The sequence below is a fragment of the Nocardioides baculatus genome (assembly GCF_016735675.1).
GTDB classification, from domain to species: Bacteria; Actinomycetota; Actinomycetes; order Propionibacteriales; family Nocardioidaceae; genus Nocardioides; species Nocardioides baculatus.
This window is the reverse complement of sequence record NZ_JAERSG010000008.1, coordinates 60,696-85,363: the sequence shown is the minus strand read 5'-3', so window position 1 is coordinate 85,363 and position 24,668 is coordinate 60,696. Positions and strand designations below refer to the sequence as shown.

General features: G+C 71.0%; 20 protein-coding genes and 1 pseudogene. 15 read left to right on the top strand and 6 right to left on the bottom strand.

Going from position 1 to position 24,668, the window contains the following annotated elements; genetic code table 11:
• Nucleotides 1–21 precede the first annotated feature (21 nt).
• Nucleotides 22–561 (bottom strand): annotated as a pseudogene (locus JI751_RS21300) (EamA family transporter); the annotation flags it as partial.
• 334 nt (nucleotides 562–895) lie between these two features.
• On the opposite strand from JI751_RS21300, the gene JI751_RS20270 reads away from it, so the two are divergent.
• Nucleotides 896–1,759 carry a LysR family transcriptional regulator gene (locus JI751_RS20270; RefSeq protein WP_201940639.1) on the top strand — a complete coding sequence of 288 codons (864 nt, stop codon included), beginning with the start codon at nucleotides 896–898 and terminating at the stop codon, nucleotides 1,757–1,759.
• 111 nt (nucleotides 1,760–1,870) lie between these two features.
• Nucleotides 1,871–3,640 (top strand): AAA family ATPase, encoded by a 1,770-nt coding sequence (locus JI751_RS20265; RefSeq protein WP_201940636.1) that lies wholly within the window; start codon nucleotides 1,871–1,873, stop codon nucleotides 3,638–3,640.
• A gap of 28 nt (nucleotides 3,641–3,668) precedes the next feature.
• Here JI751_RS20265 and JI751_RS20260 read toward each other — a convergent pair whose 3' ends face one another.
• A complete protein-coding gene (locus JI751_RS20260) occupies nucleotides 3,669–4,469 on the bottom strand; it encodes an IclR family transcriptional regulator (protein WP_201940635.1) in 801 nt (266 codons plus the stop codon).
• 165 nt (nucleotides 4,470–4,634) lie between these two features.
• Between JI751_RS20260 and kduI the strand changes: the two genes are divergently transcribed.
• The 13 genes from kduI (at nucleotide 4,635) to JI751_RS20195 (ending at nucleotide 22,937) form a co-directional block, all read left to right on the top strand.
• On the top strand, nucleotides 4,635–5,453 hold the full coding sequence (kduI, locus tag JI751_RS20255) for a 5-dehydro-4-deoxy-D-glucuronate isomerase (RefSeq protein WP_201940634.1): 819 nt from the start codon (nucleotides 4,635–4,637) through the stop codon (nucleotides 5,451–5,453).
• Nucleotides 5,450–6,208: an SDR family oxidoreductase gene (locus tag JI751_RS20250; RefSeq protein ID WP_201940632.1), complete on the top strand. Its 759-nt coding sequence runs from the start codon at nucleotides 5,450–5,452 to the stop codon at nucleotides 6,206–6,208. The genes kduI and JI751_RS20250 overlap by 4 nt, the downstream gene beginning before the upstream one ends.
• A gap of 115 nt (nucleotides 6,209–6,323) precedes the next feature.
• On the top strand, nucleotides 6,324–7,409 hold the full coding sequence (locus JI751_RS20245) for a sugar ABC transporter substrate-binding protein (RefSeq protein ID WP_201940630.1): 1,086 nt from the start codon (nucleotides 6,324–6,326) through the stop codon (nucleotides 7,407–7,409).
• Between the two features lie 2 nt (nucleotides 7,410–7,411).
• Nucleotides 7,412–8,425: an ABC transporter permease gene (locus JI751_RS20240; protein ID WP_236666661.1), complete on the top strand. Its 1,014-nt coding sequence runs from the start codon at nucleotides 7,412–7,414 to the stop codon at nucleotides 8,423–8,425.
• A complete protein-coding gene (locus JI751_RS20235) occupies nucleotides 8,422–9,978 on the top strand; it encodes a sugar ABC transporter ATP-binding protein (protein ID WP_201940628.1) in 1,557 nt (518 codons plus the stop codon). The genes JI751_RS20240 and JI751_RS20235 overlap by 4 nt, the downstream gene beginning before the upstream one ends.
• On the top strand, nucleotides 9,975–10,982 hold the full coding sequence (locus JI751_RS20230; RefSeq protein ID WP_201940626.1) for an ABC transporter permease: 1,008 nt from the start codon (nucleotides 9,975–9,977) through the stop codon (nucleotides 10,980–10,982). Before JI751_RS20235 ends, JI751_RS20230 begins: the two co-directional genes overlap by 4 nt.
• 56 nt (nucleotides 10,983–11,038) lie before the next feature.
• Entirely contained in the window at nucleotides 11,039–12,529 is a 1,491-nt protein-coding gene (locus JI751_RS20225; protein WP_201940624.1) for an aldehyde dehydrogenase family protein, read from the top strand.
• A complete protein-coding gene (gene eda, locus JI751_RS20220) occupies nucleotides 12,526–13,179 on the top strand; it encodes a bifunctional 4-hydroxy-2-oxoglutarate aldolase/2-dehydro-3-deoxy-phosphogluconate aldolase (RefSeq protein ID WP_201940622.1) in 654 nt (217 codons plus the stop codon). The genes JI751_RS20225 and eda overlap by 4 nt, the downstream gene beginning before the upstream one ends.
• Complete coding sequence (locus tag JI751_RS20215; protein WP_201940620.1) at nucleotides 13,176–14,273, top strand: sugar kinase; 1,098 nt, start codon at nucleotides 13,176–13,178, stop codon at nucleotides 14,271–14,273. The genes eda and JI751_RS20215 overlap by 4 nt, the downstream gene beginning before the upstream one ends.
• 230 nt (nucleotides 14,274–14,503) lie before the next feature.
• Nucleotides 14,504–20,344 (top strand): LamG-like jellyroll fold domain-containing protein, encoded by a 5,841-nt coding sequence (locus tag JI751_RS20210; protein WP_236666636.1) that lies wholly within the window; start codon nucleotides 14,504–14,506, stop codon nucleotides 20,342–20,344.
• Between the two features lie 143 nt (nucleotides 20,345–20,487).
• Complete coding sequence (locus JI751_RS20205; RefSeq protein ID WP_201940616.1) at nucleotides 20,488–20,712, top strand: tautomerase family protein; 225 nt, start codon at nucleotides 20,488–20,490, stop codon at nucleotides 20,710–20,712.
• Between the two features lie 18 nt (nucleotides 20,713–20,730).
• Nucleotides 20,731–21,324 carry a YcnI family protein gene (locus JI751_RS20200; protein WP_201940613.1) on the top strand — a complete coding sequence of 198 codons (594 nt, stop codon included), beginning with the start codon at nucleotides 20,731–20,733 and terminating at the stop codon, nucleotides 21,322–21,324.
• Nucleotides 21,321–22,937, top strand: coding sequence for a copper resistance CopC/CopD family protein (locus JI751_RS20195; RefSeq protein WP_201940611.1), 1,617 nt, complete (start codon nucleotides 21,321–21,323; stop codon nucleotides 22,935–22,937). Before JI751_RS20200 ends, JI751_RS20195 begins: the two co-directional genes overlap by 4 nt.
• 19 nt (nucleotides 22,938–22,956) lie before the next feature.
• Here the strand turns inward: JI751_RS20195 and JI751_RS20190 are convergent, their stop codons facing one another.
• The 4 genes from JI751_RS20190 to JI751_RS20175 form a co-directional block, all read right to left on the bottom strand.
• Nucleotides 22,957–23,421: a hypothetical protein gene (locus tag JI751_RS20190; protein ID WP_201940610.1), complete on the bottom strand. Its 465-nt coding sequence runs from the start codon at nucleotides 23,419–23,421 to the stop codon at nucleotides 22,957–22,959.
• 91 nt (nucleotides 23,422–23,512) lie between these two features.
• Nucleotides 23,513–24,217 carry a hypothetical protein gene (locus JI751_RS20185; protein ID WP_201940609.1) on the bottom strand — a complete coding sequence of 235 codons (705 nt, stop codon included), beginning with the start codon at nucleotides 24,215–24,217 and terminating at the stop codon, nucleotides 23,513–23,515.
• A complete protein-coding gene (locus JI751_RS20180; RefSeq protein ID WP_201940608.1) occupies nucleotides 24,214–24,519 on the bottom strand; it encodes a hypothetical protein in 306 nt (101 codons plus the stop codon). The genes JI751_RS20185 and JI751_RS20180 overlap by 4 nt, the downstream gene beginning before the upstream one ends.
• A 9-nt stretch (nucleotides 24,520–24,528) precedes the next feature.
• Nucleotides 24,529–24,666, bottom strand: a complete 138-nt coding sequence (locus JI751_RS20175) for a hypothetical protein (RefSeq protein WP_201940607.1) — start codon at nucleotides 24,664–24,666, stop codon at nucleotides 24,529–24,531.
• Between the last annotated feature and the right edge of the window lie 2 nt (nucleotides 24,667–24,668).

Below are 24,668 nucleotides of genomic sequence, written 5' to 3'. Positions count from 1 at the left end.
GCCCATCCCGGCGGCGACGACGAGGACGATGCCGGCCACGGCCAGACCGTTCGGCACCTGGCTGAGGGCGAGGAACCCGATCACCAGCGCGAGGGCCGGCTCGAGTGCCATCAGCGTGCCGAACGCGCCGGTGGTGAGTCGTCGCAGCGCCATCAGCTCCAGGGCGAACGGCACCACGGGCAGCAGGATCGCCAGCCCGAGTCCGTACGCCAGCAGCTGCGGCGTGAGGTGGTCGACGACTCCCGGCCCGGCCACGAGGGTCGCGACGAGGGCCGCGACCGGCATCGAGATGGCGAGCCCGCCCAGTCCGCTGACGGCGTCGCCGACGCGCTGGGTGAGCAGGATGTAGGCCGCCCAGCACGCCGCCGCGCCGAGTGCGTGGGCGACGCCGACGGGGTCCGCGTCGCCTGTCCACGGCTGGGTCAGGCAGACGACGCCGGCGGCGGCGAGCAGTGCCCACGCGCGTCCGGTTCCCCGGCTGCGCACGACGGCGACGGTCAGTGGGCCGAGAAACTCCAGGGCGCTGGCGGTGCCGAGCGGCAGCCGCGCCACCGCGCCCATGAAGAGGATCGTCACGCCGGCGGTCACCACGCCGAGCGCCGTACCGGCGACGAGGGCCTCGCGGCTGTAGTCGCGCACCCGGGGGCGGACGATGACGAGCAGCAGGATGCCGGCCCAGGAGAGGCGCAGCCAGGCGGCGCCGGACGTGCCGATGTCGTCGATCAGGCCGACGGAGGCGGCGAGCCCGAGCTGGACGCACAGCATCGAGGCGACGGCCATCGAGGTGCCGGTGCGGGCGGGGGAGCGGGTCATGGGATCAGTGAAGGTGATCGCATCGTTCGCGTCCACGTGAGTTTTGTGGACAGTTCGTTCACCGAATCAGCACAATGGTGCGATGGACGTCCGCCGCCTCCGCATGCTCCTCGAGCTCGCCCGACTGGGCTCCATGCACGAGGTCGCCGACGCCCTCGGCACGACGACGTCGAGCGTCTCGCAGGGCATCGCGGCACTGGCGCGCGACGTCCGCAGGCCCCTCGTCGAGCCCGACGGTCGCCGCGTCCGGCTGACCCCAGCGGGCCGGCGGCTCGCCGACCACGCCGTGACGATCCTCGCCGCCGTCGACTCCGCTCGGCTCGACCTCGACCCGGGCGCCGAACCCGTCGGCGTGCTGCGGGCCGCCGGGTTCGCGTCGGCGATCCGGACCTCGTTGCTGCCGGCGGTCGACGACCTCCGCGCGTCCCATCCCGGCATCGACGTGCGGATCCTCGAGCACGAGCCGCCGGAGTCCTTCGACCTGCTCGCGCGCGACGAGGTCGACTTGGCCCTCGTCTACGACTACGACCTCGCGCCCGCGGAGTGGCGCGACGACCACCAGGTCACGGCGCTGTGGACGCGCGAGTGGGGAGTGGGCGTGCCCACCCGGGACCGCGGGCTGGCGATGGCCGACCTCGCCGACCGCGACTGGATCGTGAACTCGCGGCACTTCGCCGACGAGCGCGCGCTGCGCTCGCTGGCAGCCCGGGCCGGCTTCGCGCCGCGGGTGGTGCACCGGATCGACTCGCTCGAGCTCGTCGACGACCTCGTCGTCGCGGGCCGCGGCGTCGGTCTGCTGCCCCGCGGTCGCGCGTCACGCCGGGGAGTGAGCGTGCTGCGGCTCGGCGACGGCGGCGTCCACCTGCGGGCGTACGCCGTCACTCGATGCGGGCGCGATAGCTGGCCGCCGCTGCGCGCGGTGGTCCGGCGGCTCTCCGCTGCCTGAAAACTTGCGCGCAGGTGAAGAAACAAACCGTAGTGAGCGATCGCAAGTTCTCGACGTCTCATTCGGAGGCGTTGTCCGTGATGAGGCCAAGGTGAACACTAGGGTCGCGCCATGTCGATGAAGTTGTCGGGTGGCCCCGCCGCTGAACAGCCGGTGTTCGCGATCCGTGAAATTGAGATCGCCAACGTTGGAGGCATCCGGAGCAGCCTGTCCGTCGCTTTTCACGAACTTCATACTCCGACGCTCTTCTACGGTGGCAACGGGGTCGGCAAGACGACATTGCTCGAAGCCGCGTCATTGCTCGGCCATGTTCCGTGCCTTCCGATCCAAGAATGGAATGGCTCGGTCACGGCAAGCCTTCTTCGGCGCTCGCTCGGCGAGGCCGGTGCGGAAGCAACATGGTGGGGCGACGCGCTACCGAAAAGCGGCGAAGACGCGCGGTCGTACATGACTCGGTTTTTGGAGGAGGTCCAACCGTACGGTTATGGAGCGATCCGCCTCGAGGTCAACAATCGCGGCCTGAACGAGTTCGTCATCTTGGTTCGGCCCACAGGCGCGCAGGCGCCCACGCTCACCGCCCCGCTGTCGCGCAGGGAGGGAAGCGGGGAAGAAGATGACGTGCACCTAGAAGAGTCCTTCGTGGTGGTTCGGTTCGACGACGCGTCGGGTTTTACCCGCCTCAACGAGCAGTTGTTCCGCGGCCGAACCTTTTTCGTCGGGAATCAATACGTCTCAGCTGACTCGCTGCTCGAGCGCAGGCACATTGATCTCTCGACTGTGACGGGCTCGCGTCGTGTGTCGTATGTCAATACCGATCTCAACGACTTTGGCAGAGGGCGCGACCTGAGGGAGTCGCCCAAGATGCTCAAGGAGGACTTCGACAAGCAAGTGCGCCAAAGGTTTGAAGCGCCATTCCAGGGCCGTGATTACCACGCCAAGGGGAGATTGAACTCATACCTGGCGATGATCCTCCCCGGCTCCCCGGGGAACTATTCAGACGCACGCGCTGTCGGCGACGGTCTGCAGATTGACACCTTCGCTCTGGATGAGCACGGAAAGACCGACTTCTGGGCCACTCGGGGCGACGCAGGCGGAAAGTTTCGGCCCAACTTTCTGAGCGCGGGGGAGAACGAGGTGCTCTTTCTACTGCTGATGTGCCTCGAAAACTCCAGTGACCCGGATCGCGACGTCTTCGGCGTCCTCCTACTTGACGAACCTGACCTTCATCTCGCGACAGCTAGCCGGATCCGGTTCTTCCGCGCCATCTCGGACATCTGTTCTCCGGGGACTCAGGCGGTTCTTGCATCTCATTCCGAGTCATCCATGCATGCGTTCACCAGGCCCTTCAGCGGAAGAATCTCGCAACGCGTGCGGGTGCTGTATGTGTTCCGAGACGCCAACGGTGACCGGCAAACGCGCGCCATCCACGATCCGAAGTACATCGGTGCCCTGTCGCCGGTCCGATATCGGATCGGCGGGATCAAGCGACGCATCGAGAGACCCATCTCGCCTCACTACGGGAGTTGGCTGCGGCGCTCAGCTGTGAGTGGGTGGTCATGGGTCATGACCGCAGTCGTCCTGGCGATGGCTGGAGCAGCAGGGCTGGCCGTCGTCAACGACATCCTTGACGTATTTGGCGTGCTGGAGTTCGACGAAGTGGAGTGGATCCACAGGCGTGTCCGCACTGTTTATCTCGTTGGTGGCGCCTGCGCGCTCGTATACCTCGTGCTCGCCGTAGCAACCCTCATCGAACGCTTGGTCGCACGGAAGTCGAAGCACGAGTTCGGTACGAGATCGTGGTTGGTGGGACTGGGCTTCGCCGTACTCACCGGATCGACAGTTCGCCTCGTGTGGCTCCTTGGGGAGTGGCTGCTGACCTGATGACGCGATTCAGAACTGCACGCTCGCGTCAGCGCACCAGGCTGTTGCCGTGGACCGCCGCGAGGCGGGCCTTGACGCTGAGCAGCGTCTCGATGATGAGGTCCTCACGGCCGTCGCCGAGGCGGCTGATCGGCACGGCGACGCTCAGGGCGTCGACGGCGTGGTGGGTGAAGGGCAGCGCGACGCCGAAGCAACGCACGCCCATGCACGACTCCTCGCTCTCGGTCGCGTAGCCCTGGTAGGCAGCGCGGTCGATGATCTCGAGGACCGCGTCCTTGTCGGTCGTGGTGTTGGGCGTGATGGCGTTGATGTGCTCGGGCACCATCGCGCCGCGGTCCTCGACCGGCATCTCGGCGAGGAGCGCGCGGCCCAACGAGGTGGCGTAGGCGGGGAGCCGGCGGCCGACGGCGGAGTGCATCCGCAGCGGGTGCACCGACTCGCGCTTGGCGGTGTAGATGACGTCGGCACCGTCGAGGCGGCCGAGGTGGACCGTCTCCTCGGTGGCGGCGGCCACCTCGTCGAGCACGGACGTGGCGCGCGCGAGGACGGGGTCACCGTCGAGGTAGGCCGAGCTGACCACGAGGGAGTGGATGCCGAGCTGGTAGACGCTGCCGGTCGGGTCGGTCTGGAGCCAGCCACGGTCGACCATCGTGCGCAGGAGCGCGTGGAGGCTGCTCTTCGGGATGCTCAGCCGCGTCGAGAGCTGGAGCTGGGTGCCGGGTCCGTGGGCGGCGATCTCGTCGAGGAGGTCGAGCGCGCGCGCTGCGGACTTTACCGGACCGGCCGCCACGGGTGCGGCGATCTCCTGCTGCTGGACGGCTGGACTCATGGCGTGCTCCTGGTGTCGGACGGGGCCCCCAGCCCCGATGGTCTCAGCGTAGCCCAGTTCACGTACATGGACCACAATTCAACCCCTTGACCAGTGACGGGCGTCACCCTTATGGTTCTCGCGGTTCACGAATACGAACGCAGTTCACAAAACAAGGGGTTTCCGTTGATCCAGGTCCGATACTCGTCAGCTCCGACCAGTGCGGAGACTGCCACCACGGCGGACCTGCGCGACAGCTTCCTCGTCCAGGACCTCTTCGTCGAGGGCGAGGTGCGCGCCACCTACACGCACGAGGACCGCCTGCTCGTCGGCGGCGCCGTCCCCGGCACCGGTCAGCTCGACCTGCCGGCCTGGACGGAGGTCCTCGGCACCGAGACCCACCTCGCCGGTCGCGAGCTCGGCATCATCAACGTCGGCGGCGCCGGGCACGTGCTGGTCGACGGCGACAAGCACGAGCTCGAGCACCTCGACGGCCTCTTCGTCGGCCGGGGGAGCGAGGTCGCCTTCGCGGGCACCGAGGCCGCCTTCTACTTCGTGTCCGCCCCGGCGCACGCGTCGTACCCCAGCCAGCTGCTCAGCCACAGCGAGGTCGAGCCGGTCGCCCTCGGCTCCTCCGACGCGGCCAACGAGCGCAGCCTCTTCCGCTACGCGTGGGGCCAGGAGCTCCAGACCGCGGTGCTCCAGTTCGGCGTCACCGTGATCGCCAACGGCTCGGTGTGGAACACCTTCCCGCCGCACCTGCACCCGCGCCGCACGGAGATCTACTGCTACGTCGACCTCGCCGAGGACGACCGGGTCTTCCACTTCATGGGTCAGCCCGGCTCCACCCGTCACCTCGTCGTGGGCAACCGCGAGGCCGTCATCTCCCCGCCGTGGTCGATCCACTCCGGCGCCGGCACCGGCTCCTACGCCTTCATCTGGGCGATGGCGGGCGAGAACAACGTCTACACCGACCTGAGCCCCGTCGCGGTGGAGGACCTGTGACCTCGTCCCCCTTCGACCTGTCCGGCCGCTGCGCAGTGGTGACCGGTGCCAGTCGCGGCATCGGGCGGGCCATCGCGCTCGGCCTGACCCGCGCCGGTGCCGAGGTCGTCCTGGTCGGCCGGCCGGGCAGCAACGACGCGACCCGCGAGGAGGTCGTCGGGCTCGGTGGCAAGGTCGACGTCGTCGAGCTCGACATGGGCGACCTCGCCGCCGTCGAGCAGGTGGGCGCCGAGCTCGCCGCCTCGCGCGAGGTCGACGTCCTGGTCAACAACGCCGGCACCATCGACCGCCAGGACACCGTCGACCTCGCCCGCGACGACTGGGAGCGCGTGCTCGACGTCAACCTCAACGGCGTCTTCCTCCTCACCCAGGCAGTCGGCCGCACCATGGTCGCCCGCGGCCACGGCAAGGTCGTCAGCATCGCCAGCCTGCTCACCTTCCAGGGCGGCATCCGCGTGGCGTCGTACGCCGCCAGCAAGCACGCCGTCGCCGGCCTCACCAAGGCCCTCGCCAACGAGTGGGGCCCGCACGGCGTGCAGGTCAACGCGATCGCGCCCGGCTACATCGCCACCGACAACACCACGGCGCTGCGCGAGGACCCCGACCGGGCACGGTCGATCCTCGAGCGGATCCCCGCCGGCCGCTGGGGCAGCGCCGACGACATCGCCGGCACCGCCGTCTTCCTCAGCTCGTCCGCAGCCGACTACGTCAACGGCCACGTCCTGGTCGTCGACGGCGGCTGGATGGCGCGCTGACGCAGCTCCTCCACACCACAGTCCGCACACAGCACCACCCTTCCTCGGGGCGCACCACATCTCGTCCAGCTCAGTCCCACCGCCGTTCCCGGCACCGAAGAGAATGAGGATCACCATGAAGTCCATCTCCCGACCCACTGCCGCTGCCATCGGCCTGACCCTGGCCGCTGCTGCCCTCGCGGGCTGCAGTGAAGAGGCAGGCGGGACCGGCGGCGGCGGTGCCGAGGCCGGCGGCTGCGCCCCCGAGGACGTCGTCCTCGTCGGCCAGGTGCGCAACGAGTCCAACCCCTACGAGGCCGCGTGGCTCGACGGCGGCGACGCCTTCGCCGAGCAGGTCGGTCTCTCCCAGGACCGCCTCACCTACGACGGCGACTCGACCAAGCAGCAGGAGCAGATCACCCAGCTGCTCGCCGGCGACACCGAGTGCCTCGTCATGAACATCCTGCCCAACGGCGACTCGGACACCCTGCCGATCGTCGAGGGTGCGCAGGACGCCGGCGCCTACCTCGTCACCCAGTGGAACAAGCCGGCCGACGTCAACGTCACCGACTACAGCCAGTGGCTGAGCCACATCACCTACGACGGTGTGACCTCCGGCCAGCAGATCGGCGACGCGCTCGCCGAGGCCATCGGTGGCTCGGGCGGCATCATCGCCCTCCAGGGCATCCTGGACACCGGTGCCGCCAAGGACCGCTTCGCCGGTCTCGAGGCGTCGCTGGAGGAGAACCCCGACGTCGAGCTGCTCGACCAGCAGACCGCCAACTTCTCGCGTGACGAGGCGCTCGCGGTCACCAAGACGCTGCTCACCAAGCACGGCGACGACATCAAGGGCATCTGGGCCGCCAACGACGACATGGCGCTCGGCGCCCTCGCCGCGCTCGAGCAGGCGGGTCGTGACGACGTCGCGGTCGTCGGCATCGACGCGGTCCCGGACGCGCTGACCGCCATCGGCGACGGCTCCATGACCGCGACCGTCTCCTCCGACGGCCCGTGGCAGGGTGGCATCGGCCTGGCGATCGGCTACTGCGTGGCCACCGGCGAGCTCTCCGTCGACGACATCGCCGACGAGGACCGCGCCTGGTTCGCCGAGCAGTTCCTGATCACCGGCGACAACGTCGGCGACTTCACCTCCCCGGAGGTCGACGCTGCCGACTTCGAGTGCGACAACGTCTTCAGCCGCTCGCAGGGCGCCATCTCGTGACCATGACATCCCCCGCCAAGGCCGACCCCGACGTGGTGGTCCCGCCGCGCCCCCGGCCTCGGCGGGGGGTGTCGCTCCTCGACGCAGGTCCACCGATCGCCCTGGTCGTCATCTTCGCGGTCTTCGCGGCCCTGAGCTCCGACTTCCGCACGGTCGGCAACCTGCAGAACATCATGGACGCGGCAGCGGTGCTCGCCGTCGTGGCCTGCGGCATCACCTTCGTGCTGATGATGGGGTCGATCGACCTCTCCGTCCCCGGCGTGATGGGTGCCTCCGCGATCGCGGTCGCGCTCCTCGTCGCCAACAACCGCAACGGCAACGACTGGGGCCTGCTCGGGATCCTGGTCGCGATCCTGCTCGGAGCCGGCCTCGGCCTGCTGAGCGGGATGGCGCTGGTCAGCCTGAGGGTCCCGTCGTTCATGACCACGCTCGGCGTCTCCGCGGTCGGGCTGGGCGTCGCGACCCTCATGTTCGCCGGCGTGCAGCCCAACATCGACGACGAGATGCTCCACGGCTGGGCGGTCCACCGCTTCCTCGGCCTGGCCTACCTCACCTGGATCGCGGTCGGCTGCGTGCTCGTCGGCTGGCTGATCCAGCGCTACTCGCGCCTGGGCCGCTATGCGTACGCCATCGGCGGTGCCGAGGAGGTGCTCGCGCTCTCCGGGGTGAAGGTCGCCCCCTACAAGGTCGCGGTGTTCACCCTCGCCGGTGCCTTCTACGGGCTCGCCGGGGTGATGGTCACCAGCCAGCTCAGCGCCGGCCTCGTCCAGGCCGGCAAGGGCTACGACTTCGCGGCGATCACCGCCGCGGTCGTCGGCGGCACCCTCCTCACCGGCGGTCGCGGGGGAGTGCTCCACTCCGCGGTCGGCGTGCTGCTCGTCACCGTCCTCACCAACGGCCTCGTCCAGGTCGGGGTCAGCCCCTACTGGCAGGGCGGCGTGCAGGGCCTCATCGTCGTCGCGGCCGTCTCAGCCGCCGTCCTCCCCCAGCGTCGTAGGAACCAGGTGACCAAGTGAGCGCCGTGACCACCCACCCGCAGGAGAGCCCTGCCACCGTCAACGCCCTCGAGGTGCGCGGCCTGGTCAAGCACTACCCGGGCGTCAAGGCGCTCGACGGCGTCGACCTGGTGGTGAAGCAGAACGAGGTGCTCGGCCTCGCCGGCGAGAACGGCGCCGGCAAGTCCACCCTCCTCAAGGCCCTCGTCGGGCTGGTCCGTCCGGACGCCGGCGAGATCTGGGTGCGCGGCGAGAAGGTCAGGCTGCGCAGCGTCGTCGACGCGGCCGACCACGGCATCGGCATGGTCTTCCAGGAGCAGTCGCTGGTGCCCAACCTGACGGCCGCCGAGAACATCGTCCTCGGCAGCGAGGGCGCGGGCGTACGCCGCGGCGTCTACCGCTGGGACACCATGCGCAGGCTCGCGCAGGAGCAGCTCGACAAGATCGGCTCCCACATCGACCCCCTGGCCCGCACCGACTCGCTGTCGTTCGCGGAGCGCCAGATGGTGGAGATCGCCAAGGTGCTCCGCATCGAGGAGCGCACGTCCCACCCGCCGGTGATCATCCTCGACGAGCCGACCTCGGTGCTGGAGTCGGCTGAGATCGAGACGCTCTTCACGCAGGTACGCCGACTGCGCGAGTTCGCGTCGGTCGTCTTCGTCTCGCACCGCCTCGACGAGGTGCTCGACGTGTGCGACCGCGTGAGCGTGCTGCGCGGCGGCCAGTCGGTGGGGGAGGTGCCGACCGCCGGCGCCGAGCCGGCCGACCTGCACCGGATGATGATCGGCTCCACCGGCTCCGACGATCACTACCACGACGGTCTCGCCGAGCGGTCCGACGAGCCTGCCCGCCCGCGCCTGGTCGTGAAGAACCTGTCGGGCAGGACCTTCCGCGACGTCGACCTCGAGGTCCACGCCGGCGAGATCGTCGGCATCGTCGGCGTGCACGGCTCGGGGCGCGAGGACGTGTGCCGGGCCCTGTTCGGGGCCGAGCCGACGCTCGCGGGCGAGGTCACCCTCGACGGCGAGAAGCTCGACCTGTCCGGCACCCGCGGCGCGGTCGCCTCCGGCGTCGGCTACGTCCCCGCCGAGCGCAAGATCGAGGGCATGGTCGGGCCGATGTCGGTCGCCGACAACATGATGCTGACCAAGCAGAAGGCGCGCTGCACCGGGCCGATGGTGGTCCCGAAGAAGCAGGCGACCCTGGTCGACACCTGGATCGAGCGCCTCTCGATCCGCACCCCGCACCGCGGCACCCAGATCGGGCGGCTGTCCGGCGGCAACCAGCAGAAGGTCGTCCTGGCCCGCTGGCTGGTGGCCGGCGACATCCGTCTCCTGCTGCTTGACCACCCGACCCGCGGCCTCGACATCGGGGCCCGCTCGGAGGTCTACCGCCTCATGCGCGAGCTCGCCAACAGCGGCGTGGCCACCGTGCTGCTCGCCGACAGCCTCGAGGAGGCCATCGGCATGTCCGACCGGATCATCGTGATGAACGACGGTCGCGCGACCAAGGAGGTCTCCTGCCCCTCGGGCGGCAAGCCGACCCCCCTCGACCTCGTCAAGGAGATGGTATGAGCACCCCGGTCATCGCAGACCCCGTCGCGAACCCGGCGGCCGAGCCGGCCGTCGTCACGGGCGCCCCCACCGCCGCCCAGCGCGTCACGTCGTTCATGCCGGTCATCGCGCTGGTCGCGCTGCTCGCCGCGCTGACGATCGCCGACCCGGACTTCCTGACCCAGCGCAGCCTCACCGCGGCCGTCCGCACCTCGGCGCCGCTGGTGGTCCTGGCCGCCGGCGCCACCCTGGTGGTCCTCTGCGGCGGCATCGACCTCTCGATCGCCGCACTCTGCTCGCTGTCGACCGTCTTCTTCGCCATGTGGCTGCCTGACCTGGGCGGGCTCACGATCCTCGCGGTCGTCGCCGCGGCCGGCGCGATCGGGGCCGTGCAGGGCATCGCCCACGTCGTGCTCCGGATCCCGTCGTTCGTCGTGACGCTCGGCGGCATGAGCATCTTCTCCGCGATCGCGCTCGTCATCTCCGACGCCGGCCCGATCCGCGTCATCGACCGCGACGCCACCGCGTGGCTCAACCTCTACGTCGCGGGCTACGTCCCGATGTCGTTCTTCGTCGCGGTGCTCGTCGTCGCGGTGGTCTCGCTGGTCATCAAGCTGACGCCGCTGGAGAGCTTCGTCCGCGCCACCGGCTACTCCGAGTCGGCCGCACGCCTGGCCGGAACGCCCGTCGACGCGGTGAAGGTCGCCGCGTTCACCGTCTCCGGCGCCTGCGCCGGCCTCGCCGCCGTCATGCTCGCCTCCCGCAACTTCAGCGGCAGCCCGACGATGGCCGACAACCTGCTCCTGCCCGCGGTCGCGGCCATCGTGGTCGGCGGTACGGCGATCACCGGGGGCCACGGCTCCCTGTGGCGCAGCCTCACCGGTGCCCTCGTCGTGACGCTGCTGCGTGTCGGACTCCCGATCGTCGGCGTCCCGTCGGCGTGGGAGCAGATCCTCTACGGCGCGATCATCGTCGCCGCCGTCGCGCTCACCCTCGACCGATCCAAGGTGCTGATCATCAAGTAGCCACCCACCCGACCTCCCGACGTACGACCACCCCGAACCCTCCCGGAAGGCCTCTCATGTCCACCGAGTCCCCGCTCCTCCCCGCCGTCTCCTCGTTCCTCTCCTCGCCGCGCCAGCTCCTGATCGACGGCGAGTGGGTCGACGCCAAGGACGGCCAGACCTTCGACACCGTCAACCCCGCCACCGAGGACGTCCTCGTCCAGGTCGCCCAGGCGTCGGCCGTCGACGCCGACCGCGCCGTCGTCGCCGCGCGCAACGCCTTCGAGGCCGGCTCGCCCTGGCAGCGGATGACCCCGCGTGAGCGCTCCCACCTGCTCTGGCGCATCGGCGACGCGATCGACGAGCGCGCCGAGGAGTTCGCGCAGCTCGAGTCGCTCGACAACGGCAAGTCCCTCGCGTCCGCACGCGGCGACGTCGGCGTCGCGGCCGAGCTCTTCCGCTACTTCGCGGGCTGGGCCACGAAGATGGAGGGCACGACCATCCCGATGTCGGTGCCCGGCCGCGAGTTCCACGCCTACACGCGCCGCGAGGCGATCGGCGTCGTCGCCGGCATCGTGCCGTGGAACTTCCCGCTGACGATGGCCGCCTTCAAGATCATCCCCTCGATCACGGCCGGCAACACCGTGGTGCTCAAGCCCGCCGAGCAGACGCCGCTCACCGCGCTCTACCTCGGCCAGCTGCTGCTCGAGGCCGGCGTGCCCGCCGGTGTCGTCAACATCCTGCCCGGCTTCGGCGACGCCGGCGCGGCGCTCGTCGACCACTTCGACGTCGACAAGGTCGCCTTCACCGGCAGCACCGAGGTCGGCAAGAAGATCGCGGCCGGTGCGTCGAAGAACCTCAAGAAGGTCTCGCTCGAGCTCGGCGGCAAGGCGCCCAACATCATCTTCAACGACGCCGACCTGGAGGCCGCCATCGCCGGCGCCGCGCTTGCCGGCTACTTCAACGAGGGCCAGTGCTGCGTCAACGGCTCGCGCCTCTACGTCCAGCGCGACGTCTTCGACGAGGTCATCGCCGGTGTCGCCGAGGCGGCGAAGGCGATCCGCGTCGGCGACGCCTTCGACCCGGCCACCACCATGGGCCCGCTGGTCTCGCAGGAGCAGCACGAGAAGGTCATGGGCTACGTCCGCGGCGCGGTCGCCGACGGCGCCACCCTGGCCGCCGGCAGCGCCGACGCGGCCGCCGACAAGGGCTACTTCTTCTCCCCGACGCTCATCACCGACGTCACCGAGCAGATGGCCGTGCAGACCGACGAGATCTTCGGCCCGGTCATCACTGCGATCCCGTTCGACACCGAGGACGAGGTGGTCGCCGCGGCCAACAACACGGTCTACGGCCTGGCCGCCGGTGTGTGGTCCAGGGACCTCGGCACCGCCCACCGCGTCGGCGGCAAGCTGCGCGCGGGCACGGTCTGGCTCAACACGTGGCACGCCGACGACGTGACGCTGCCGCGCGGTGGCTTCAAGCAGTCGGGCTGGGGCCGCGAGCTCGGGTCGTTCGGCCTGGACGACTACACCGAGCTCAAGACCGTCATCGCCGAGCTGCGGTGACGGCCACAGACGTCCTGGGCGGTCACCGGATCGTGCCGGTGGTCGTCCTGGACGACCCAGCCAAGGCGGACGCGCTGGGAGCCGCCCTCGTCGAGGGCGGCCTCCCGGTCGCCGAGGCGACCTTCCGCACGCCCGAGGCCGCGCAGGTGCTGCGTCGCCTGGCCGAGCGCGACGACCTGGTCGTCGGGGCCGGCACGGTCCTCACCGCGCGCCAGGTCGACGAGGCGCTCGAGGCGGGTGCCCGCTTCGTGGTGTCGCCGGGCCTCAGCGCGTCCGTCGTACGCCGGTGCCAGGACGCGGGTGTCCCGGTGATTCCCGGGATCACCACGCCCAGCGAGATCATGCAGGCCCTCGACCTCGGCCTCGACACCGTCAAGTTCTTCCCGGCCGAGGCCAACGGCGGCCTGCCCACGATCAAGGCGCTGGCCGCCGCCTTCCCGCAGGTGCGCTTCATGCCCACCGGCGGCATCACCGTCGACAGCGCGCCCGCCTACCTCGCGCACTCGTCCGTCGCCGCCGTCGGCGGCAGCTGGATGGTCGCCGGGGACCTCCTGGCGCACGGCCGCTGGGACGAGGTCGCGGCACGGTGTGCCGCGTCGACCGCCCTCTACGACTCTCTCCAGCCCGAACTCCGAGGAGCCCCCGCATGATCGAGACCCGTCCCGCCGAGGAGTGCGAGCTCGACATCGTCGCGCTCGGCGAGGTGATGCTGCGACTCGACCCGGGGGAGGGCCGCATCCGCACCGCCCGCCGCTTCGAGGCGTGGGAGGGCGGCGGGGAGTACAACGTCGCCCGCGGCATGCGCAAGGTCTTCGGCCTGCGCGCCGGTGTCGTGACCGCGCTCGCGGACAACGAGATCGGCCACCTCGTGGAGAACCTGATCATGCAGGGCGGCGTCGACACCTCGGCGATCCGCTGGGAGCCGTACGACGGCATCGGTCGCACCGTGCGCAACGGGATCAACTTCACCGAGCGCGGCTACGGCGTCCGGGGCGCGGTCGGCGTGTCCGACCGGGCCAACACCGCCATCGCCCACATGCGGCCCGGCACCGTCGACTGGGACGACCTGTTCGGGCGTCGCGGTGTGCGGTGGCTCCACACCGGCGGCATCTACGCCGCGCTGTCGGAGAACACCGCCGCGGTCGCGGAGGAGGCGATGGCGGCCGCCCAGAAGCACGGCACGGTCGTCTCCTTCGACCTCAACTACCGCCCCAGCCTCTGGGCCGGCATCGGCGGCCCGGAGTTCGCCCGTGACGTCAACACCCGCCTGGCCGGGCACGTCGACGTGATGATCGGCAACGAGGAGGACTTCACCGCTTCCCTCGGCTTCGAGGTGGCCCACGTCGACGAGAACCTCAGCTCGCTGCCGATGGACAGCTTCGAGGCGATGGTCGCGACCGTCGCGGAGAAGATGCCGTGGTTCAAGGTGATCGCCACGACGCTGCGCACGGTGCACTCGGCCAGCGACAACGACTGGCAGGCGATCGCCTGGTCGCCGGAGACCGGCGTGCTGGCCTCGACCCCCCGCGACCACCTCGGGATCTTCGACCGGGTCGGTGGTGGCGACGGCTTCGCGTCCGGGCTCGTCTACGGCCTGCTCGAGGGGGAGCCCCTCCAGCAGTGCCTCGAGCTCGGTGCCGCCCACGGTGCCCTCGCGATGACCACCCCCGGCGACACCTCGATGGCGACGGCCGCGGAGGTCCGCGCGCTCGCCGGCGGCGGCAGCGCGCGCGTGCGCCGGTAGCCCGGCAACACCCCACCCCCAGACCAGGTCTGGGCGGTCGACCCCGTGCGGGGGACTCGACCGCCCAGGCCTGTTTTCATGTACGTGAACTACAAGCAAAGCCTGTTCAGGATTATGGACAGAGTTCTTGACTCTGTGTGATGGGCGTCATACGTTCTCCTTCGTCTCGTGAGCGCAGACCGCACCCGCCGCCCGCCGAGCTCCGCACCGCCGAGCCCAAGGGAACGCTGATGAAACTTCGATCTTTCCGCCACTTCGTGGCGACGACCATCGCCCTCGCGGTGGCCCTCCCGCTGTCCGCGGCGGCCACCACCGCGCCGGCCGCCGCAGCCGCGGCCGACGACGACGTGCTGCGCGTCCTGCTCTTCTCGAGCGGCGACGGCGTGCACGGGTCGGTGGCCAACACCCGCGCAGCAGTGAAGGAGATGGCCGACGCGCTCGCGCTCGAGTACGGCCTGGACAACAACACCGGCGACCCGGCCCAGGCCGTCGCCGAGGTCCAGGACACCACCAGCGCGACGGCCTTCACCCCGGCGAACCTCGCGACCAAGGACGTCCTCGTCTTCGCGCACACGGCCGGCGTGCTCTTCAACACCGACCAGCGTGCGGCGCTCAAGGCCTACATCGAGGGTGGCGGCGGCTTCGCCGGCATCCACTACACGGCGTGGTCGCCCGACCAGACCGAGCACGACGTGAACCCCTTCTACCGCCGCCTCGTCGGCGCCGCCGCGACCGGTCACCCGGAGCCCGCCGGCGGCCAGCGCGGCACGGTCACCGTCAGCGACGGCACCCACCCGCTCACCGCGGGCCTCCAGTCCCCGCTCTCCTACACCGACGAGTGGTACGAGTGGGACGTCAACCCCTCGCAGGACGTGCGCACGCTGGTGACGGTGGACGAGTCGTCGTACCCCGCCGGCACCGAGGTCGGCGAGGAGGGCACCACGCACCCGGTGACCTGGTGCCAGAAGATCGAGCAGGGCCGGTCGTGGTACTCCTCGCTGGGCCACCACGCGTCGGCCTACACGGCTGCCAACGACGGCGGCAACGCCAATGACAACGACGCGGACGACTTCGTGCGCCTGCAGCTGCGCAGGGGCATCGCCTACTCGGCCGGCCTCCTCCCCGCTGACTGCTCCCCGCCCGCCAAGGACGATCAGGGGTCGTGGAGCGGCGTGACGCCGTGGCCGCTGGTCCCGATCAACGCCGCGCTGACCTCCGACGGCAAGGTCCAGTCCTTCGGCTCGGTCTCCTCGGGCTGCACCGACAACAACCCCTACGACTGGGGCGGCAACGACTGCGTGACGCAGGGCGGCCAGATGGAGATCGACATCTGGGACCCCTCGGTGATGCGGACGGCGGCCACGGCGGCGTCGGGCCTGCTGCCCAACGCGACCTACACCGACCTGTTCTGCTCGATGCAGGTGCAGATGCCGCACCGTCGCTCCACGATGACGGTCGGCGGTGACGACGGCCTCGGCGGCAACGCGCCCAACGACTCGGCGATCGGTGTCACCAGCTACTCCACCAACTCGGGCCTGCGCAACGAGGCCCCGATGAACTACCCGCGCTGGTACCCCACGGGCACCACCACGCCCGACGGCTCCGTCGTCGTCCAGGGCGGCGCGCTCAAGGGCGGTCCCGGCGGTCCCGGTGTGCTCACGCCGGAGATCTACCGACCCGACGCCGGCAGCTCGTGGAAGCTCCTCACCGGTGCGACCAGCGTCCAGGCGTACGGCAGCGGCGGCGGCGCCGCCAACGGTGGCGAGAACCGCTGGTGGTACCCCCGCTCGTTCGTCGCCCCGACCAACGGCAAGCTGTTCACGATCACGGGCACCCAGATGTTCGAGCTCGACCCGTCCGGCGACGGCGCGATCACGATGCGCGGCGGCCTCGGTCAGGGCACGCCCGGCAACCAGGGCAACCTCGGCAACCCGGTCGGCGCCACGTCGACCGCGACGATGTACCGCCCCGGCAAGATCCTCCAGGTCGGTGGCGGCACGTGGTCCAACGGCGGCGGCGGTGCCGGCGCCCGCGCCGGCCTCACCGTCGACATCAGCGGTGGCACGGACACCCCGGTCGTCGCGGCGACCCAGCCGATGAAGTACGCCCGCCACTGGCCGACCTCGACCGTGATGCCCGACGGCAACGTCATCGTCACCGGCGGCTCGCGCGACAACAACGGCAACGGCGGCTACGTCACCAACGCCGAGATCTGGAACCCGGACACGGGCGTGTGGAAGGAGGTCAAGATCCCCTACGAGCACGCCCGGCTCTACCACTCGATCGCCCTGCTGCTGCCCGACGGCCGCATCATGATCGGCGGCGGTGGCACCCCCGGCCCGCGCAACTACACGGACGTCGAGTACTACTCGCCGGCCTACCTCTTCGACGGCAACTCCGCGGCCACACGCCCGCAGGTCACCAACGCGCCCAAGAAGGTCGGCTACAACGGCACGTTCACCATGACGTCCGACAGCCCGATCAGCCGGGTCACCCTGGTCCGCAACGGATCGGTCACCCACGGGTTCAACAACGACCAGAACTTCCAGGACCTGGCCTTCACGCAGAGTGGCGGCACGGTCACGATCACCTCGCCGACCAACGGCAACTACGCGCCTCCCGGCGCCTACATGGTGTTCCTCTGGAGCAGCACCGGCACCCCGTCGATGGCCAAGATCGTGCAGATCGACCCGCAGGTGAAGATGGACTCGCCGGCCCCCAAGGTCGTCGACCAGTTCGAGTACCCGCGGCTCCCGGTCGGCTGGCAGTCCGACAACGTGCCGACCAGCTTCGAGGTCGCGCCCGGCAACGGCCGGATGTCGCCGTGGGAGGTCCAGGACCAGGTCCAGCTGATCCGCGCCAAGGCCGCGGGCATGGGCGGTCTCGGCCTCACCGGCTACCACCTCGCGATGGGCACGACCGGCAAGCTGACCCGTACGCTCCAGGGCCTCGACGTCGGCCAGGACTACCGGCTCTCGATCCGCTACGCCCGTGACAGCCGGTCCGCCGGCACCGCCCCGGGCACGGCGAACCTGACGGTCGGCGGCCTCTCGGCCGATCTCTCCGCGGGCACCGACCTGTCCTCGCAGAACGCCTTCGGCACCTACGTCGGCACCTTCACCGCGACCGCTCGCCGGATGCCGCTGGTCCTCACGGCCGGCAGCTCGGGCGCCGGGCTCGTCGTCGACGACCTCGTGGTCGTGGGCTCGCGTGCCGGAGCCACCGAGGTCCCGATCCGCTTCCGGTTCGAGGAAGGCACCGGTACGACGGCGGCCAACACGGGCACCGACCAGACCGTGGGTGCGGCGACCCTGACCGGCACGACGACGTGGAACGCGAACGGCGTCGAGGGTGGTGCGGTCGACCTCCTCGGGGGCGCCAACACCAACGCCGTCGACCTCCCGGACAACGTGCTGCAGGGTGCGACCGACTTCACCACCTCGTTCTGGGTGCGTCCAGACGAGCAGCCGACCAACTGGGCAGGGCTGTTCCACATCGGGACGGGCACCGGCAACACCGGCGGCTACTTCCAGATCCAGACCGAGACCCGCGCCGACGGCGACACCGGGCTCGCGGCGACCTTCAAGGGCCCTGGTCTGGCGAGCCCGACCAACCCGGAGGAGCGGATCCGCGCGACTCCGGCGCGGGACCTCACGGTCAACGCGTGGAACCACGTCGTGTTCACACGGGCCGGCGCGACCGGCACCCTCTACCTCAACGGCAGCCAGATCGCCCAGAGGACCGACCTGACGGTCGAGCTCCCCGAGGTCGGGGCCAACACCGAGAACAACTGGCTGGGCCGCAACGGGTTCCCCGACGCACCGCTCAACGGCCAGATGGACGACGTACGCCTCTACACCTCGGCGCTGACCGCGTCCGACGTCGCCGGCATCTACGCCGACGGCACCGCGCTGAACACGACCACGACGGTCAGCGTCAGCCCGGCGTCCCCGTCACCGTTCGAGGCGCCGATCACGGTGTCCGCGACGGTCAAGGACTCGGCCAACGCCAACCCGGCGGGCACCGCCGAGCTGTGGATCGACGGCGCCCGTGAGGGCGGCGCGGTCGCGGTCGCCAACGGCGCGGTCACCTTCCCGGAGGTCACGCTGGCACCCAAGACGCACCAGATCGAGGTCCGCTTCCTCGCGGACGCGGGCTGGCGCGACTCGACGGGCACCGTGTCGCACACCGTCGCCAGGCCCCCCGTGGGCGAGGGCGTCCCGGTGCACTACAAGTTCGACGAGGGCAGTGGGACCACCTCGGTCAACTCGGGGTCCGACCCGGCCATCGGCAACGCCGTGCTCCAGGGCAACGCCGGCTGGGTGCCGTCCGCGAAGTTCGGCGCCGGCGTGAACCTGCCCGGTGCCGGGCACGTCCAGCTGCCGAACGACATCACGGTCGGCATGGACGAGGAGATCACCGTCTCGACGTGGATCCGCCCGACCGCCCTGCCCAACTGGACCACCCACCTCCAGATCGGCAAGAACACGACCGAGTACCTGCTGCTCCAGTCGTCGACGATCAACGGTGACCGGGGATTCGCGGCCACGCTCCGGGTCGACAACGGCGCGGACCAGCGGATCCAGCTGCCCGGCGACGCGGACCTTCCGCTCAACCAGTGGACCCACGTGGTCCTGACGTTGGGGCCCTCGCCCACGGGCGGTGGCACGACCGGAAAGATCTACTTCGACGGCGCGGTCGTCGCCTCCCGGGACAACATCCCGATGGACATCGGCGACGTCGGAGCGGGCGGCACCACCGCCAACTTCATCGCCAACGGCAGCTACAACGACCCGCGTCCGACCGAGCAGGTCGACGACTTCCGGATCTACGGCTACGAGCTGAGCGCCGCCGACGTCGTCGAGCTGTTCGAGGAGAAGCCCAACGCTGCACCCGCCGGTGTCGCGGACTCGTACTCGACGGTGCAGGACGTGGCGCTGAGCGTCCCGGCTCCGGGGGTCCTGGGCAACGACACCGACGCCGAGGACGACACCCTCACCGCCGGTGACGTCACCCAGCCCGCCCACGGAGTCGTGTCGCTGGCCGCCGACGGGTCGTTCACCTATGCGCCCGACGAGGGCTACAACGGCACGGACACCTTCACCTACCGGGCCGGCGACGGCACGTCGACGTCGGCCGCCACGACGGTGACCATCACGGTGACGGAGGTGCCCAACACCGGGCCGGAGGCCGCGGACGACGCCTACGACACCGTCGCGGGCGAGGCGATGTCGGTCGCGGCACCGGGTGTCATGACCAACGACACCGACGCGGACGACGACGCCCTGACGGCGACGCGGACCAGCGACCCGGTCAACGGCTCGGTCACCCTCCAGGCCGACGGGTCCTTCACCTACACGCCCGACGAGGGCTTCGTGGGCAGGGACCGGTTCACCTACACCGTGAGCGACGGCGTCATCACCTCGACGCCGGCGACCGTCACGATCACCGTGCGGCCCGCAGGCGGTACGGGCGGGGGCGGTACGGGCGGTGGCGGCGGTGGCGGTCCTCTCACCTCGGCGGTGGCGGGAGCCGCGGCACCGTTCACCTACGGCAAGCTCGGCACCGTGGTGGCGAGCGTCGCCCCGGCGGCCGCCACGGGCAAGGTCGAGGTGCTCCAGGGCAACGACGTGCTCGCCTCGGGTGCCCTGGAGTCGGGCCGGTCCGCGATCGTGCTGCCGGCGAAGAGCCTGCAGCCCGGCACGCACCGCCTCACCCTCCGCTACGTCGGTGACGGCGGTCACCGGGCCTCGTCCTCCACCCTCGAGGTCACGGTCGCCCAGGTCGTGCCCCAGATGGCGGTGAAGGCGCCGGCCAAGGTCACGAAGGGCAAGCGCGCCACGGTCAGGGTCGTGCTCCGGGCCCCGGACGGCGTACCGGTCACCGGCGACGTGGTCGTGGCGGTCCGGGGCGGCAAGAAGATCGCCGGCACGCTCAACGGCGGACGGGTGTTCGTGCAGCTGCCCAAGGCACGCGGCAAGCGGCTCCGCCTGACCGTGACCTACGAGGGGAGTGCGCTGGCGGAGTCCACCAGCGAGCGGCTCGCCATCAGGGTCAAGAAGAAGCGGTAGTCGGACAGGACGGGCCCGGAGGACCACCTCCGGGCCCGTCCTCGCCAAGTCAGCCTGTCGAACCGTTGTCAGATATGTGAACCACCGGTAGCGTGAGCACGTCACCGGACCCGGACCACGAACCCCAGAGAGGGACGACCCCCATGCCCAACATCACCGTCGAGCTCCTGAAGGGCCGTTCGGTCGAGCAGCGTCGGGACTTCGCTCGTGCCGTCGCCGACAGCGCCGTGGAGATCCTCGGCGCCCGCCGCCAGGACGTCCGCATGGTCTTCACCGAGATCACGGCCGACATCGTCGCCAACGGCGGCGTGCTGGCCAGCGAGGACGACAGCCGCGCCGGCGTCGTCGCCGCGCTCGCCGACGACTGAGACGGCGCAGGACCTCCCATGCCCCGCCCCCGCACCCGGGTCGCCGCCACGGCGGCGGCCCTCGCGGCGCTGGGGCTCGGGCTGGGCACCGCCGCCCCCGCGTCGGCACACGTGGGCCTCGACGCCACCACCACGGAGGCGGGCGCCAGGACGCTGCTGACCCTGGAGGTGCCGCACGGCTGCGAGGGGTCGGCAACCACGGAGGTCGCAGTGCGGGTGCCCGACGCTGTGTCGGACCTCGCCGTCGAGGACACGCAGCGCTGGGCGGCGACCGTCACCGACGAGGCCGTCACGTTCCGGACCGACCGGCCCCTGCCGGACGGCACGCGCGACCAGGTCTCCTTCTCGGTCCGGCTCCCGGACGAGGTCGGTGCCGAGCTGGTGTTCCCGGTCGTGCAGCGCTGCGAGGTGGGGGAGTCCGCGTGGACCGAGGTCGGTGAGGACGCCGCCGCCCGCGCCGACCTCGAGATGCCGGCGCCCGTGATCGTCGTGACGGCGGTCGACGGCACGACCGTGCAGGACGCCGTGATGTCCTACGGTGCCGCCGGCCTGGTCGGCGCCGCCTGCCTCACCAGCGGCGCCGTGCTCCTCGTCCGGCGTCGCCGCACATGAGGCGGTTCCTCGCCGGCCTGCTCCTGGCGCTGACCGCCGTCCTGGTGCTGGCGCCGGCGCCGCCGGCGGCTGCGCACGCGACCCTCATCGCCACCGACCCGGCCGAGGGTGCGGTCCTCGAGACCGCGCCGGAGCAGGTCACGTTCAGCTTCAACGAGTCCGTGATCGGGGTGCCGGCAGGGATCACCGTCTTCGACGCCACCGGCACCGAGATCGCCTCGAGTGCCACGGTGCGCGACGCCCAGCTCATCGTCTCCCTCGACGGCGAGGTCGACGAGGGCACCCTCGTCGTCGTGTGGCGCCTGGTCTCGGCGGACGGCCACCCGATCGGTGGCTCGCTCAGCTTCTCCGTCGGCGCTCCCAGCGACGTCGTCGACGTGCCCACGTCGTCCGACACCGACACGGATGCGCCCGTGCTGCTGGGCGTGGTCCGCTGGCTGGCCTACGTCGGCCTGCTCGTCGCCGCGGGCGTCGCCGGCTTCTCGGCGCTCTTCCTGCCGCTCGACCCCGCGGTCGAGGGCGCCCGCCGTCGACTGCGCAGCACGGTTCGTCTCGCCGCGGTCGTCGCGGTGCTGGCGTGGTGGGCGGCGGTGCCGCTCGTCGCGCTCTACCAGCTCGGGCTCGCTGCATCGGCCCTCGGCGACGGGTCGACGTGGTCGGCACTCGCCCTCGGGGAGTACGTCGTCCCGGCCGCCGTCACCGTGGGGCTCGCGCTCACGCTGGGTGCGCGCCGCGGCCTCGTCCTCGGCGGCTGCGCGGTCGCGCTGGCCGCGCCGTCCCTCACCGGGCACACCCGCGCCACGTCGCCGGAGGCGCTGGTCATCGCGGTCGACGTGCTGCACCTCGCCGCCGGCGCACTGTGGCTCGGGGGGTTGGTGGCGCTCGCGCTCGTGCTGCGCGACCTGTCCGGGCGTGGAGAGACGGCAGCCGTGGTGCTGTCGCGGTTCTCGACCTGGGCGGCGGGCATCCTCGCGGTGCTCGTCGTGGCCGGCTCGGTGATGGCGTGGCGCGTGGCCGGCTCGCTCGACGCACTGCTCGACACGACCTACGGCACCCTCCTGATCGTCAAGATCCTCGTCGTCCTGGTGGCGGTGGCGATCGCCGCGTGGAACCGCTTCGCCCTCCTGCCGCGGTTGCGCGGCGCAGACCGTACGGCGGAGCGCACCACCGCGGCCGCGTCCGTGGTGCGGACGACGTACGCCGAGGCCGCGGTCCTGCTGGCCGTCCTGCTGGTGACCGGGTTCCTGGTCGACCGCAGCCCGGAGCCGACGGTGGCCGTCGCGTCGTCCTCGACGGGGACCGGCTCGGACTCCGTGCAGCTCGACGACATCACCGGGGAGGTCACCCTCGAGCCGCTCGGCGTCGGGCCGGCCACCCTCACCCTCACCATGACCGACGAGGCCGGCCAGCCCGCAGAGGGCCACGAGGCTCCCCGGATGAGCCTGTCGACCGACGACGTCGACCTGGGCGCCGTGTCGCTGACCAACCTCGGCCCGGGCATCTACTCCGGCGACGTCGTGCTGCCCACCGCGGGCACATGGGAGGTCCAGGTGTCACTGCGCACGACGGAGTTCGACAACCCCGTGCAGACGGTGACGTTCGAGGTGCCCTGAGCAGGGTGTGAGCCCCGCGTCAGCGCTCGGCGACCTCGTCCTCCGAGAGGCCGAGGGCGGGCGCGAGGACCGCAGCCTGCTTCGATGGCGCCTTCCTGGCGGCTGCCTTCTTCGCCGGGGCCTTCTTCGCCGCAGCCTTCTTCACGGGAGCGGGCGCCGGCTCGTCGAGCGCCGCGTCGATCTCCGCGACTCCGGCCGGCAGCGACGGGGTGGGATCGGACTTCAGCGGCACCTGACTGGCCGGGACCTTGGTCGCAGGTGCCGTCGTGGTCGCGGGGCCCGTCGCCGGCGGCGGGGTGCGGGTGGGCTCCATCGGGTCGGGCACCACCACGGCCGGGGTCGGGCGCGCCTGGGTCTGCCCGGTGGCCTGCTCGGCAGCCCAACCCACCAGGCGGACCGTCGTACGCACTCCGGCGCTCGCGACCGCGAACGCGGTCCGGGCCGGGAAGGTGATGACGGCAGTGGCCTTGCTGATGTGGTGCACGGGAGTCCTCTCGTCGGTGTGCAGGTCCCGTACCCCACCGTAGGAGGTCCAGACACACGGCAGACTTTCGGCCGCTGCGGAGGCTCGCCGGTCAGCCGGTGAGGGACGTGGCGTGCCAGGGCTCCATGGCCATGTGTCGTCCTACGCCGTCCTCGTAGTAGCGGAACCGGGTCAGGACCACCGCGTCGAGGGTGACCTCGTGGTCGAGCGATCGCCGGTGCCGCCCTCCCCAGTCGACCAGTCCGGCCGGGTCCGCCACGGGTGCTGCGAAGTGCAGGATGCTGGCGTACCAGATGTCGCGCTCCTGCCACTGGTCCTCGAACCACGCGAGCGGGCCGAGCGCCATGCGCAGCCCCCGCATGAGCTCCCACGGTGCGTCGTCGACGGGCTCGGCCTGCACCATCACCCCGCTGGCGGTCAGCGTGACCCCGGTGAGCCGCAGGGTGACCGGTGCCGACGTCCGGCCGACCTGCTCCATCGCCGTGATCCACGCGCCGGTGATCCCGTCCGCCGCGGACGCGGCGTCGCGGTAGGGCTCGAGCGCACGCACCGTGAGGTGGCTGGCGTCGGGTCGGCCGGTCTCGAAGTGCCCCGGACCGGCGTGGACCAGCGCCTCGGCCATCAGCTCGGCCATCGCGTCGCGAGCCGGCGGGTCGGGGACGGCGACGACGCTGACCGGCCACCGCCCACCGTCGACCGGCGGCTCGTCGCGCCGGTGCTCGCCCGCGAGCAGGGCGGGCACGGCCTCGTCGAAGAGTCGGTCGAAGACCGGGTTCGTCGTCGGGTCCGGGCTCATGGGCGGCTCTGCATCTCCCACGCGAGGTCGATGGCGGTGCGCACCGCCGCATCCTCGACGCGGTCGAGGTAGGCCTCGACCTTGTGGTGTGCCTCCATCCGAGGAGGCACGCCGAAGCCCTCCGGACAGCTCGCGACGACCGACTCACGCTTGCTGAGCGGGACCCGGACCACCAGCGTGTCGGGCTCGTCGAGCCGCGCGACCAAGCGGTCGCGGACGTACCACGCCGGGCGTGCCTCGGTCCCCTTGCGCTTGACCTGCGGGAGCGCCTCGACGTAGCGGGCGACGTCGTCCGGGGTCACGCGTGCAGCCTAGGCCGACTGCTCCCGCAGCAGCCACCAGGCCGCGAGCCACGCAGCGCCGCCCGCGACGAGCTCCACGTGCAGCTCGACCATCGCGAGGGCGAACATCGTGGTGATCGCCACGGTGCTGAGCGCGTCCTGGAGCATGG